Consider the following 13,363-nt stretch of genomic DNA (forward strand, 5'->3'; position numbering starts at 1 on the left):
GCGGATTTCTGCGCCCTTGTTAAGCGACGCTTGGTGAATCTGCGCGAAGCCGCTAACCTTCCTACATCCGTCGGAGGCAGTATGCGCGCGTTTATCCCTGTCCTTGTCATGGCCCTGTTGCCCGCTTGCGGTGCCGCCAATGTCGATCGCTCGCCCCGCCCGGAACTGCGGCCCGACGCCCCGGTCAGAACCGATTTCGCAACCTGGCGCGCCGGGTTCGAGCGGCGCGCCGCCGCCGCAGGCATTACGCCAGACACCTTGGCCAGCGCGCGCCCTTATCTGCGCCCCCTACCCGATACGCTGGCATTGGACCGCCGCCAAAGTGAATTCGGCGCGCGGGTCTGGGAGTATCTGGACAGTGCCGTGAACGCAGAGCGCATTCGGGCCGGGCGTGCGGCCATGGCGCGGCACAAGACCACGCTGGACCGGATAGAATCGCGCTTCGGTGTGCCGCCCGAAATCGTCGCCGCGATCTGGGGGATCGAAACCTCTTACGGGGCGAACCGAGGGCGCACCCCCATTCTGGCAACCTTGGCAACCTTGGCCAAGGACGGGCGGCGCGCGGCGTTTTTCGAGGACGAATTGATCGCGGCGCTGCGCATGGTGCAACAGGGCAAGGTCGCACCCGCGCGGTTCAACGGGTCTTGGGCGGGCGCGTTTGGGCATACGCAATTCATGCCCAGCAGTTACCTGACCTATGCCCTGCCCCTGTCGGGCGATGGCGTGGCCGATGTTTGGGCCGACACGCCGGAAGATGCGCTTGCATCAGCGGCCAATTACCTTGAGCGCCGGGGCTGGATGCGGGGCCAGCCATGGGCGGTGGAAGTGCGCTTGCCAGACCAGTTTGACCTTGGCCAGACCGGGCAGCGGCGCAGCGACTGGGGCGACTTGGGCGTGACAGCGGTGCAAGGCCGCCTGCCCGATGCCCCGGCGCGGTTGCTCTTGCCCGGCGGCGCGCGTGGCCCGGCCTTTTTGGCGACGGACAATTACGATGTGTTGAAGGAATACAACATGTCCGACGCCTATGTGCTGGCGCTGGGGCATCTGTCCGACCGGCTGCGCGGGGCTGGGCCTTTGCGCGGGCAATGGCCGCGCGGCGACCGCGCCTTGACACGCGCCGAGCGGCTGGAGGTGCAGCGCATTCTGACCGCGCAAGGCTATGATACGGGCGGGATTGACGGGCGCCATGGCCCCGCGACCATTGCCGCCGTGCAGGCGTGGCAACGCGCGGCTGGCCTGCCACCCGATGGCTACATCAACGCAGACCTTCTGTCCCGCTTGCGCCGCTAGGCGGCCTGCGCCACGGCATCCAGCGCCTGTTGCAACAGCTCTGGTCCCATGCCGGGCCTATGGGCGTTTTCCGACAAGACCCGCCGCCAGTGCCGCGCGCCGGGCTGGCCTGCGAATAGCCCCAACATATGCCGGGTGATCTGCGCCAGACGCACGCCCTGCCCCATCTGCGCGTCAATATAAGGCAGCATCCGCGCCACTACCTCGGCGCGCGAATGCGCCGGGTCGGGCTGGCCGAAGATGCGACTATCCGCCTGCGCCAGAATATCCCATGGCCGGTGATAGGCCGCGCGGCCAACCATTACCCCGTCCAATCCTTGCGCCAGAAAGCCCTGTGCTGCATCCAGATCCTCTACCCCGCCATTGACGGAAATGTGCATATCCGGGAAATCGGTTTTCATGGCTGCAACCAGCGTGTAATCCAGCGGCGGAATATCGCGGTTTTCCTTGGGGCTAAGCCCTTGCAGCCATGCCTTGCGCGCATGGATCGTCACGCGAAGCACCCCGACCGCGCGGATTGCACTTAAAAAGCGCGGCAGAATCTGGGCCGGATTCTGGTCATCCACCCCGATGCGGCATTTGACGGTCACTTCGGCGGGGCTGGCGGCGATCATGGCGGCGCAAATTTCGGCCACATGCTCGGGCCGCTCCATCAGCACGGCACCGAAACTGCCCGATTGCACCCGGTCGGACGGACAACCGCAATTCAGGTTCACCTCCGGGTAGCCCGCCTGCCATCCAAGCCGTGTCGCCTGCGCCAGCTCGACCGGGTCAGAGCCGCCAAGCTGCAAGGCGACCGGGTGCTCATCCGGGTCATGCTGCAACAGGTGAAGCGCGCCGCCGCGCACCAAGGCAGGGGCAGTCACCATTTCCGTATACAGCAACGCCCGCGCACTCATGAGGCGATGAAAATATCGGCAATGCCGATCGGTCCAGTCCATCATCGGGGCGACACTTAGGCGGGAATTGTGGATATCCCCTTTTTTTACTGGCTTTTCAAGCATATATACTAGATCTCACATCGTCATATTTGGTGCCGAAATGGCATATTTGGACGGATACATCCACCTTGGTACGCCATGGAGTACCAGAGAACCACGTTTGGAATACCGAAAATGGGCACAATCACCGAACGCAGACGGACAGGCGGCACGACAGCTTACAGGGCACAGATCGTTATAAAGTCAAATGGTCAGGTCGTCTATCGCGGCTCGGAGACCTTTGACCGCCGCAGCACAGCTGAGGCGTGGATGAAGCGCCGTGAGAAAGAACTGAAATCACCCGGCGGGCTGGAGGCCGCGCGGCGCAAGGTGGGCACGGTGGGTGACGTCATCAAGGATTATATCCTCGAGAAAGAGGGAGGGATGGGGCGGACGAAGACGCAAGTGCTTCGTTCAATCTGCGAAAGTCACTTGATCTCGGATATCCCGACGTCAGATCTTCAGCCGAAACATATCGTGGATTTTGCCCGCGGCCTGCGCCGTGGTGGGCGCAGCCCGTCTACCGTTCAGAATTATCTAAGTCACCTGAGTGCGGCTCTGTCGATGGGGCGCACGGCGTGGGGCTATGATCTGGATCGGAATGTCGTTGAAGATGGGGTTACCGCTTGTCGTCAGTTGGACCTGGCTGGCAAATCCAACTGCCGTGACCGACGCCCGACACTTGCCGAAATTGACGCTCTGATGACCCATTTTGCAGAGGCCAGCGCCCGCGTTTCCCGTACCTTGCCGATGCACCGGATCATGGCTTTTGCGATCTTTTCAGCAAGGCGCCAGGAAGAGATCACCCTTATCACATGGGAGGATTTTAACGAGGACGAGATGCGCCAGATGGTGCGGGACATGAAGCACCCCGGGCAGAAGAAGGGTAACGATGTTTTATGCGAGGTCACGCCTGAAGCCCTGAGGGTCATGCAGCTACAGCCTGGCCGAAGCGGCAGGATCTTTCCTTATAACTCAGACACGATCAGCACCCGATTCACCCGAGCCTGCAAGTTTCTGGAAATCGAAGACCTCCATTTTCATGACCTGCGACACGAAGGGATTTCCCGGTTGTTCGAGATGGGCTGCACCATTCCGCAAGTCGCCGCTGTGTCCGGCCATCGCAGCTGGCAATCCCTGAAACGCTATTCGCACCTGCGCATGTCGGGCGACAAATTCGCGGGTTGGGCATGGTGGGATAAGCTTGAGGCAGAGTGAGGCGGGGTCAAAAATCAGGGCCGTCCGTGGCGGGTGGCCCCTCACTGTCCATCTGATCGGCCTCCAGTTCAATGTACTCTTGGGCAGTGGGCAAACCGATACCCTTTGCCAAGCCTTTCGCAATCCCCGCGAACTCTGGTGATGCGGGTCTTGCTTTGTGACCATCGAATACCACCGCCGGGATGCTCATCATTTCCACCTGAAATCCGCCCCCCGGCATCAGCCGCAGTTGGGTGCGCTCTTTCGTGAGCGTTTCGATGTCACCCAGCCGTGCGATCACATCAATTAGTCGGAGGCGACCGTCGCCATCAGACGCTGGTGAAGCTGGGTTACCATCCGCTCTAGCTTCAAGACCCGGTCGTCCTGCGGCTGGTGCATTTTCAAGAGGTTCTTGATAGACACTTGGGTGTCCGTTCCGAGTGTCTGGATGTCGTCCAACTGTGCGAACAGCTTCATCATCAATGCGCCTGCGCCGCTCGGAACCTTGTTCAGTTCCGCTGAGATCGGGTCCAGACTGTCGGCTATTGCCCTCAATCGATCCACCAATTGCCACAGGGCCTCGATGGCTTCCGCCTCCGCTTGGTTTTCGGGTGTGGTCATCGTCTTTCTTCCTTTCGATCTCTTGCATGATTTGTTCGGCATTATTGGGGAACAGGTGGCGCAGCATCAGGAGTGCTGGCAAGTCGGACAGGTACCTCAGCATCACGATCCGGCGCTCGAGGCCGCGAAGGGTGAATTGCGACCCGATGCGCCCGCCAGAAATTGACACTTTACGTTTGTGCAACTTGGCCATTCCGGGGGTGGGAATGCTAAGCGTGAAGGCCATGCCATCGGGGCCTTTGTCATGCTTGCGCAGTGTTGCGACAACATCGCGGCTTTTCAAACCAGCCTTCAGGCGATCCAGCCCATGAGGCTTGTCCTGGGCCATCACATCGTTGACCGCAGCCCCCGCTTGGGCGGCAGCCATCGTCCTGATGTCATCGGATTTGCCAGAGCGGATCGGCGCCAGGATTTTCACGGGGCCGCCGGAGGTATCGTCAAAGGGTTGTGGCAGGCCGACACGGTTTGCAATTCGGTTGCCAAGCGTAAAGACGTCCCTTGGCAGAACGGGCGTTATTTTATGTCGGAAATACGTCCATGAACTGAAAAGGATATGGGCGTGATCATGCGCAGCATTAACGTGACGATAGATCAAATAAGGCAGCACATGCAGCGGGGCGCCGATTCGCCGTCCGATTTCCCGGATCGCCGTTTTCCATTTTTCTTGTGACAGGAATTGCCCGGGGGCAAGGCTGACAGTCATATGCCAGATTTTGTTATCGCTCGACGCCCCGACCTTTTCATGATGATTGCGCAGGTGTTCAACGATCCGGCTTGGCCGATCAGCCAGAATAGAGCCCCCAATCAACACGCCGCCATTTTGCAGGTAGTCCGCAACCGTTACTGTGTTCTGCGCCTGTCGCAGATCAATCCGCATCTGGGTCGCCGCCTGCATCCACGGCCCGCTCGATCCGCCTTGCCACATCCAAAAGCTTTTTCCGGACAGTCAGGTCATCTTGAGCCGCAAGAATATCATTCAGCCGTTCAAGCACATCATGGCGCCATCCAAGGTCACCATCCGCCGCGTCCCGGCCCAGATGCCCCAGGGCTGCATCCGTCAAAAACGGAGCGGCTTTTTGATAACCAAGGTTGCGCATTCGGCGTTGCAACACCAAATTCTGCTCTTCCGTCAGTCGCACAGAATAACTTGTTTTGCTCATGCAAGGCCTCGTATTTCCATCCTTGCACTTGCATATAGCAACGCCCGAATTTTCTTCGACCGGTTATCCACAATGTTGTCGGATCGCCTCGAAATATCAGAGTTTGCAGCACTCTCTCTTTATGTTCGGGTATCAGGAAAACCCCGAAATAATCAAAGGCCGCCCTTCTGAAGTTGAACGATAATTAAACGCAATAAGTGCTTTGGGCGGTGAATTGGCGCGGATTTCCAGTTTCAGTCAAATCATCCGTCAGACAAAAGCCGATTGCCAACCAAGTACACACCAAGGAGCAATCGAAGCAGAACCCGTATGCGCCGTCCCGGATGACCTCTCTGGTTGCACAAGTCATGGTAATCCTGCAAGAATATCGACACGCCGAGTTTTCCGATGAGTGCCCCTTGCCCGACCCCAACCAGACCCCGGAACAGATCGCTCGCGATCAGATTGATGCCCGCTTGCGGGCTGCGGGTTGGGTCGTGCAGGGAACGTCCGAGATCTCACACACGGCAGGCACCGGCATCGCTGTCCGGGAGTATCAGACCAGCATCGGCCCTGCCGACTATGCCCTGTTTGCGGACAAACGTGCCTTGGGCGTGGTCGAGGCGAAACCGGACGCCTGGGGCGAACGGCTGACAACGGTCGAGACCCAATCTTCCAGCTATGCGACCGCGCAGCTGAAATGGGTGAAAAACCCCGAACCCCTGCCCTTCGTCTATGAGGCCACAGGCGCAATCACCCGCTTCACCGATTGCCGTGACCCCAAGCCCCGGTCGCGAGAGGTGTTCACCTTTCACCAGCCCCAGACCCTCCTTGAATGGTCGAGGCAACCCCGCTCATTCCGGACGGCCCTGCAAGACCTACCAGCCCTGATCACCGACGGTCTGCGCGAGTGTCAGATCACCGCGATCACCAATCTGGAAGCCTCGCTCAAGCAGGATCGCCCCCGTGCCTTGGTCCAGATGGCCACCGGATCGGGCAAGACCTTCACCGCGATCACCCAGGTTTACCGCCTGCTCAAACATGCCGGCGCAAGGCGGGTGCTGTTCCTCGTCGACACCAAGAACCTCGGGGAGCAGGCCGAACAGGAATTCATGGCATTTGTCCCGAATGACGACAGCCGGAAATTCACCGAGCTTTACACCGTCCAGCGCCTGTCCTCGTCCCACATCTCACCCCATGCCGAGGTGATAATTTCCACCATCCAGCGGATGTATTCGATCCTGAAGGGCGAAGACCTGCCCGAAGGCGCCGAAGACGAACATCCCGCCGAACGCATGCACAGCCGCAAGGAGCCGCTCCCGGTTGCCAATAACCCCAAGGTCCCGCCGGAATTCTTTGATGTGGTCATCATCGATGAATGTCATCGCTCCATTTACAATCTGTGGCGGCAGGTGATCGAATATTTCGACAGCTTCTTGGTCGGCCTGACCGCGACGCCCGACGCCCGCACCTATGGGTTCTTCCAGAAAAACGTGGTCAGCGAATACACCCATGAACGGGCCGTGGCCGATGGCGTCAATGTCGGCAACGAGGTCTACCTGATCGACACCAAGGTCACCGCCGCAGGCGGCAAGGTTGCCGCCCGTCAGATGGTGGAAAAACGCGAACGCCAGACCCGCAAGAAGCGCTGGGAGGCGCAGGACGAAGACCTGATCTACGCCGCCACCCAAATCGACCGCTCTGTCATGGTGCCCGACCAGATCCGCACCGTGATCCGCGCCTTCCGCGACAAACTGCCAGAGATCTTCCCGAACCGCACCGAGGTTCCCAAAACCCTGATCTTCGCGAAAACCGACAGCCATGCCGATGACATCATCCAGATCGTCCGGCAGGAATTCGGGGAAAGCAATCAGTTCTGCAAGAAAATCACGAACCAGACCCAAAAGACCGACAAGCAAGACCCCAAGTCTGTCCTGCAACAATTCCGCAACGAATATTACCCCCGTATCGCCGTGACCGTGGACATGATCGCCACGGGCACCGATGTGAAGCCGCTGGAATGCCTGCTGTTCATGCGGGATGTGAAATCCGCCAATTACTTTGAACAGATGAAGGGCCGCGGCACCCGTGTGGTCAAACCCGATGACCTGAAAAAGGTCACCCCGTCTGCCCATGCGAAAACCCATTATGTGATTGTCGATGCCGTGGGTGTCACCCGCTCGGTCAAGACCGCCAGCCAACCGCTCGACACCAAACCCTCGATCCCGTTCAAGGATCTGGCATACGAGGTGATGATGGGCGCCACGGACGAAGACACCGTGTCCTCCCTCGCATCCCGCCTGTCGCGGCTGGACAAGCAACTCGGCCCCGCCGAACAGGCCCGCATTGCCGACAAGGCCGGAAAACCCCTGCAAACCATCGTCCGTGACCTGTTCGATGCCATCGACGGCGACCGGATCGAAGCCCTCGCCATCCAGACCACTGGCAACCCCGCCCCGGATGACGCCGCCATGGATGCCGCCCGTGACACATTGGTCAGGGATGCCGCGAATGTCTTTACCGGCGAACTGATCACGATGCTGGATACCATCCGCCGCGACCATGAACAGATCATCGACCATGACACGCTTGATACCGTCACAAATATCGGCTGGGCGGGGGATGCGACCGAAAACGCCCAGGCCATCGCCAGGGAATTCACCGACTGGATGGAAGACAACCGCGACCGGATCGAGGCGCTGAGCATCTATTTCACCCAGCCCGCACGGCGCAGTCAGATCACCTATGCCATGATCAAGGAAACGCTGGCCGCCCTGAAATCTGACCGCCCGCGTCTGGCCCCGGCCTATGTCTGGCGGGCTTATGCGCATCTGGATGATTTCACCGGCACAACCCCCATCAGCGAATTGACCCAGCTTGTCGCCCTGATCCGTCGGGTGGCGGGGCTGGATGAGCAGCTGACCCCGAATGAGGACCGCGTGCGCCGCAATTTCCAGAACTGGGTCTTGCGCCGCCATTCCGGCGCGGGCGAAAAATTCACCGACCCCCAGATGGACTGGCTGCGCCTGATCCGCGACCATATCGCCACGAGTATCCGGATAGAGGCCGAGGATCTGGACTTTGCCCCCTTTGACGCCCAAGGGGGGCTGGGGCGCATGTATGCCCTGTTCGGCGAAGGATATGGGGCCGTGATGGACGAGATGAATGAGGCGCTGTCGGCATGACGGAATTGCCGGAAGGGTGGATAAGCGTCCAGTTGCGCGATCTCGGGAAATGGCAGGGGGGCGGAACGCCGTCCAAAGCCCGGCCAGAGTTCTGGGGCGGATCAATACCTTGGGTATCTCCCAAGGATATGAAAACAAACACGATCACCACAACCATTGACAGGATCACGCCGCAAGCCGTAGCGGGATCGGCGGCCAATCTTGTCCCGCCCGGATCAATCCTGATCGTAACACGGTCAGGCATACTGGCTCATAGTTTTCCGGCTGCTGTCAATGCGGTCGAGGTCACAGTGAACCAAGACCTCAAGGCCTTGGCGCCGTCATCCGGCCTGTCATCTGAATTTATCCGGCTCGCCCTCAAGGCTTTTGAGCGGGCGATCCTGAATGAATGCGTGAAGGACGGAACAACGGTCCACAGCATCGAGCTTCCGGCGCTGATGGAATTTGAAATTCCTCTCCCCCCCCTCCCTGAACAACACCGGATCGTTGCGAAAATCGAGGCCCTGTTTTCCGAACTGGATGCAGGGCAGGACAGCCTGACGCGGGCGCAGGCGCAGTTGAAGCTTTACCGCCAATCCCTGCTGAAAGCCGCCTTTCAGGGCCGCCTGACCGCCCGTTCCAAAAATGAAGGGTGGCCAGTTGTGCGCCTTGGGGATGAACTTGTTTTCTTGACTTCGGGTTCACGCGGATGGGCAGACTACTACTCTGATAAGGGCGATACGTTCATTCGGGCGCAAAACCTTAAACATGACAGGCTAGACTTGTCTGATATTGCTTTCGTTCGTCTGCCAAAATCGGCAAAGGAAGGGACAAGAACACGTGTTCAACTGGGCGATGTTCTGGTGACCATTACCGGTGCAAACGTAACGAAGTCAGGTTTAGTCAAAAACGATCTTGGATTGGCGTATGTCAGCCAGCATGTGGCCCTTTGCAGGCCGAGCGGGCGACTGCGTCCTGAATTTCTTTACCTGTTTTTATTGTCAGAAACAGGGGGAAGGCGGCAATTAAACGCCGCTGCTTATGGCGCGGGTAAACCTGGCCTTAATCTTGAAAATATCCGAAATGTTCAAATTCCACTACCAACCTTACAAGAACAAGATGCCGTAATTGAGCGAGTTGATGCTTTGCTATCTAATGCAGATAATCTCGTCGATGCACTGACTGACGAGAAGGTAAAGATTGTCGCCCTGCGGCAATCCATCCTGAAAAAGGCCTTCTCGGGCCAGCTTGTCCCGCAAGACCCCTCGGACGAACCCGCCAGCGCCCTGCTTACCCGCCTGCGCGACACCACCCCCACACCCCGCCGAAAGACCAAAGCATGACCAGCGCCCCTATCGTCCAGAAGGTTTGGAATTTCTGCAACACCCTGCGTGATGACGGGGTGGGCTATGGTGATTATCTGGAACAACTGACTTTCCTGATCTTCCTGAAAATGGCGGATGAGGTATCCCGCCCGCCCCGCAACCGCGATGTGGGCATCCCTTCGGGCTATGGTTGGGCCGCCTTGCGCAGCCTGAAAGGGGCCGAGCTGGAGGTGCATTATATCGACACCCTGCGCGAACTGGGCACCCGCCCCGGTATCCTTGGCCAGATTTTCACCAAGGCGCAGAACAAGATCCAGGACCCCGCGAAGCTGTCCCGCCTGATCGCGCTGGTGGATGAAGAAAGCTGGACCCTCCTCGACGCCGATGTGAAGGGCGACATTTACGAAGGCCTGCTGGAGCGCAACGCCGAGGATACGAAATCCGGCGCGGGTCAGTATTTCACCCCCCGCGCCCTGATCCGGGCCATGGTGGACTGCATGGCCCCCGAACCCGGCCGCACCATCGCCGACCCCGCCTGCGGGACGGGCGGGTTTTTCCTGTCGGCCTATGATTACCTTGTCGCCCGCCCGATGGACCGGGAACAAAAGGTTTTTCTGAAAGAAGCGACGTTTTTCGGGAATGAGATCGTGGCCGGCACCCGCCGTCTGGCCCTGATGAACATGTTTTTGCACAATATCGGGGATATGGTGGGCGACAGCCCGATTTCCCCCGCAGATGCCTTGATCGCCCCACCGTCCCAGACCTTCGATTACGTTCTGGCCAACCCGCCCTTTGGCAAGAAATCCTCCATGACCTTCACCACGGATGAAGGCGAGGCCGAGGGCGAGCTGACCTATAACCGGCAGGATTTCTGGGCGACCACGTCGAACAAACAGTTGAATTTCGTCCAGCACATCCGGGCGATGCTGAAAACCACGGGGCGGGCGGCGGTGGTGGTGCCCGATAACGTGCTGTTCGAGGGCGGCGCGGGCGAGGTAATCCGGCGCAAGCTATTGCAGACCTGCGACCTGCACACGATCCTGCGCCTGCCCACGGGGATTTTTTATGCCCAAGGGGTCAAGGCGAACGTGATCTTTTTCGACAACCGCCCTGCGTCCAAGGACCCCCAGACCCGGGAGGTGTGGTATTTCGATTACCGCACGAATGTGCATCACACGTTGAAGAAAAAACCCCTGCGGCAAGAGGACCTCGCCGAATTCGTGCGGCTTTATAATCCGGATAACCGGTTTGAGCGGGTGGCCACATGGGGCGAGGACAATCTTGAGGGACGGTGGCGATCCTTTACCCGGGAGGAACTTCTGGCCCGGGACAAGGCCAGCCTTGATCTGTTCTGGCTGAAGGACAAGAGCCTGACGGACTTGGACAACCTGCCCGAGCCGGATGATCTGGCGGAGGAGATCATCGAGGGGCTGGAGGCGGGGTTGGCGAGCTTGCGGTCGGTGTTGGGGGAATTGCGGGGGTGAGGCTGGGTTGGGGCCGCCGACACCATAGATGGTGGTTGCATGGATCCCGTATCCGAAAAAAAGAGAATGGGTCTACCCAAGTTATTGTCGCTATGCTCGGGAAGTATTGTATTACTAAATATTGCGAATTATAGTACTTTTTTGTCAACATGTTGCATCGAGGCTCTGCAATGGCGATTTTTGATATTGAGAAAGATGACCTGCTACGGCTGTCTGATGTTCTTTTGGAAGAGCTGATTGCGCGACTTGCGGAGGCTGAAGTTGCGGCACAAGGCCATAGCCCGGCGAATGTAAGTTGGTCGGGCTCCATCAAGGCTCGGGATGAAGGTATCGACATCCATGTGCAGGTTGACACGCCTGAGCTGAACACTGGTTTCCTTTGCCGTCCAGATACGATCCTCCAGTCCAAAAAGGACTCGATGCCGAAGTCCGCGATCACTGCGGAGATGATGAAAAACGGCGAACTTACTTCGACGATATCGAACCAGGCAAAGATCAGGGGCGGCTATGTTATCGTAAGCCTCGCTGACGATTGCTCACCACCAATGAAAAAGGACCGCCTGGATGAAATGCGAGCGGTTGTCGCGAATGATCCGAATGCGAACAATATACACCTCGATTTCTTCGACCGTTCGAAGTTGGCCCAATGGCTACGACAACATCCATCAGTTTTACTTTGGGTGAAAGGAAAGCTCGGACAGGGTTATTCCGGCTGGCAACCATACGGTGCATGGAGCAATCCTCCAAAGGGATCACCTGATACACTCATTTCTGCTCCGGGCGTCGCTGTTCATCTGCCAACCGAACGGGGGCAGAAACTCTCAATCGAAGACGCAATTGAGCCTATGCGGCGTCTCATTCGCACTTCAAAAAAGGCGACCCGGATCACAGGGCTTTCAGGCGTTGGCAAAACACGGATTGTTCAGGCTCTTTTCGACGAAACCGTGGGCGTTGATCCACTGGACAGGACAATTGCTGTCTATGTGGATACTGGACAAAACCCTGATCCCTCAGCATCCGCAATGCTTGACCGTCTGATTGCAGAGGGGCGCCGTGCCATAATGATTCTCGACAACTGTCCGTCCGACCTGCATTCAGCGTTGGCGAGCAAAGTATCGGCTGCAAGTGGCAATGTAAGTCTGATCACGGTCGAATACGATATCAGGGACGACAAGCCCCAAACCACCGAGGTGATTCATATCGAGGCTATTGGGCCTGAAGTCGCCGAGGAACTGCTCCTGAGGCGTTTTCCCAGTATTGGACAAGGCAACGCTCGGCGCGTTGCCGAATTTTCCGACGGTAATGCAAGGGTAGCGTTGGCCATTGCTGAAAGGGTCGAACAAGGTGAAAGTCTGGCTGATCTTTCTGACGAAGAGCTGTTCAATCGTCTTTTTCAGCAACGCAAGGGCGAAGATGGCGATCTACGTGAACAGGCCGAAACTCTGTCGCTTGTATATTCGTTCTCGGTGTCTGATCCTGAGGTAGGTCGGAACGAGCTCGAAGTCCTGGGTTCGATTTCAGGACACAGCAAGGGGCAACTTTTCCGAGCCGTGAACAAACTGGCAGACCGGCACATAGTGCAGAAAAGAGCGCACTGGAGGGCGATCCTACCGCACGCAGTAGCGAACAGATTGGCCCGCACGGCGCTTGGAAGTGTCCCCGTAACAAACCTTAGGTCGACGTTTGAAGCCCCCGGGAATGGTCGGCTTCTGATGTCGTTCGCTCACAGGCTTGGCCTTATGCATGATCATCCTGTGGCCAAGGAGATTGTGGAGGCATGGCTACAGCCAGGCAATCTGCTTGGGCATATTTCACAGCTTGATGAGAACGGATCGCGGATACTGGACTATGTCGGACCAGTCGCACCAGATGCGCTGCTTGATCGGATTGAAGCCGAACTTACCGCGCCAGATTTTCGGGGAATGGAGCCAAGGCATAACCCTCGAAGGACCACGATCTTAAACCTGCTTAAATCCTTGGCATACGAACCACACGCCTTCGATCGCTGTGTATCACTTTTGATCTGCATTGCTGATCATGAGGATGAAAATAACAACTATGACGCAGTCAGGAGCAAGATTTCAGGATTCTTCCAGCCCTATCTGTCTGGCACCCATGCTTCATTGGGGCAGCGCCTTGCAGTGGTTGAGGATTGCCTTGGCT

General features: G+C 58.2%; 8 protein-coding genes. 5 read left to right on the plus strand and 3 right to left on the minus strand.

Annotated features, from left to right (window positions below):
• The first annotated feature begins 81 nt into the window (after positions 1-81).
• Positions 82-1,290 (plus strand): lytic murein transglycosylase, encoded by a 1,209-nt coding sequence (locus tag AWT76_RS08670; protein ID WP_072245994.1) that lies wholly within the window; start codon positions 82-84, stop codon positions 1,288-1,290.
• Here the strand turns inward: AWT76_RS08670 and dusA are convergent.
• Entirely contained in the window at positions 1,287-2,294 is a 1,008-nt protein-coding gene (gene dusA, locus AWT76_RS08675) for a tRNA dihydrouridine(20/20a) synthase DusA (RefSeq protein WP_072245995.1), read from the minus strand. The genes AWT76_RS08670 and dusA overlap by 4 nt on opposite strands.
• Before the next feature lie 111 nt (positions 2,295-2,405).
• Here dusA and AWT76_RS08680 point away from each other — a divergent pair, with 111 nt between their 5' ends.
• Positions 2,406-3,488, plus strand: coding sequence for a site-specific integrase (locus AWT76_RS08680; RefSeq protein WP_072247603.1), 1,083 nt, complete (start codon positions 2,406-2,408; stop codon positions 3,486-3,488).
• Between the two features lie 7 nt (positions 3,489-3,495).
• On the opposite strand, the gene AWT76_RS16720 is transcribed toward AWT76_RS08680, so the two are convergent.
• Together AWT76_RS16720 and AWT76_RS08700 are read right to left on the minus strand one after the other, a co-directional pair.
• Positions 3,496-4,965, minus strand: a complete 1,470-nt coding sequence (locus AWT76_RS16720) for a relaxase/mobilization nuclease domain-containing protein (RefSeq protein WP_141655916.1) — start codon at positions 4,963-4,965, stop codon at positions 3,496-3,498.
• The gene (locus AWT76_RS08700; protein WP_072245999.1) at positions 4,955-5,248 is read right to left on the minus strand and encodes a hypothetical protein; all 294 of its coding nucleotides are present in this window, start codon (positions 5,246-5,248) and stop codon (positions 4,955-4,957) included. The genes AWT76_RS16720 and AWT76_RS08700 overlap by 11 nt, the downstream gene beginning before the upstream one ends.
• A gap of 323 nt (positions 5,249-5,571) precedes the next feature.
• Here AWT76_RS08700 and AWT76_RS08705 point away from each other — a divergent pair, with 323 nt between their 5' ends.
• The 3 genes from AWT76_RS08705 to AWT76_RS08715 are packed head-to-tail and all read left to right on the plus strand — an operon-like array spanning position 5,572 to position 11,200.
• On the plus strand, positions 5,572-8,412 hold the full coding sequence (locus AWT76_RS08705; RefSeq protein WP_218055476.1) for a type I restriction endonuclease subunit R: 2,841 nt from the start codon (positions 5,572-5,574) through the stop codon (positions 8,410-8,412).
• Positions 8,409-9,734 carry a restriction endonuclease subunit S gene (locus AWT76_RS08710; protein WP_072246000.1) on the plus strand — a complete coding sequence of 442 codons (1,326 nt, stop codon included), beginning with the start codon at positions 8,409-8,411 and terminating at the stop codon, positions 9,732-9,734. Before AWT76_RS08705 ends, AWT76_RS08710 begins: the two co-directional genes overlap by 4 nt.
• Positions 9,731-11,200 (plus strand): class I SAM-dependent DNA methyltransferase, encoded by a 1,470-nt coding sequence (locus tag AWT76_RS08715; RefSeq protein WP_072246001.1) that lies wholly within the window; start codon positions 9,731-9,733, stop codon positions 11,198-11,200. The genes AWT76_RS08710 and AWT76_RS08715 overlap by 4 nt, the downstream gene beginning before the upstream one ends.
• Positions 11,201-13,363 lie beyond the last annotated feature (2,163 nt).

Source organism: Roseibaca calidilacus (assembly GCF_001517585.1).
Lineage (GTDB): Bacteria > Pseudomonadota > Alphaproteobacteria > Rhodobacterales > Rhodobacteraceae > Roseinatronobacter > Roseinatronobacter calidilacus.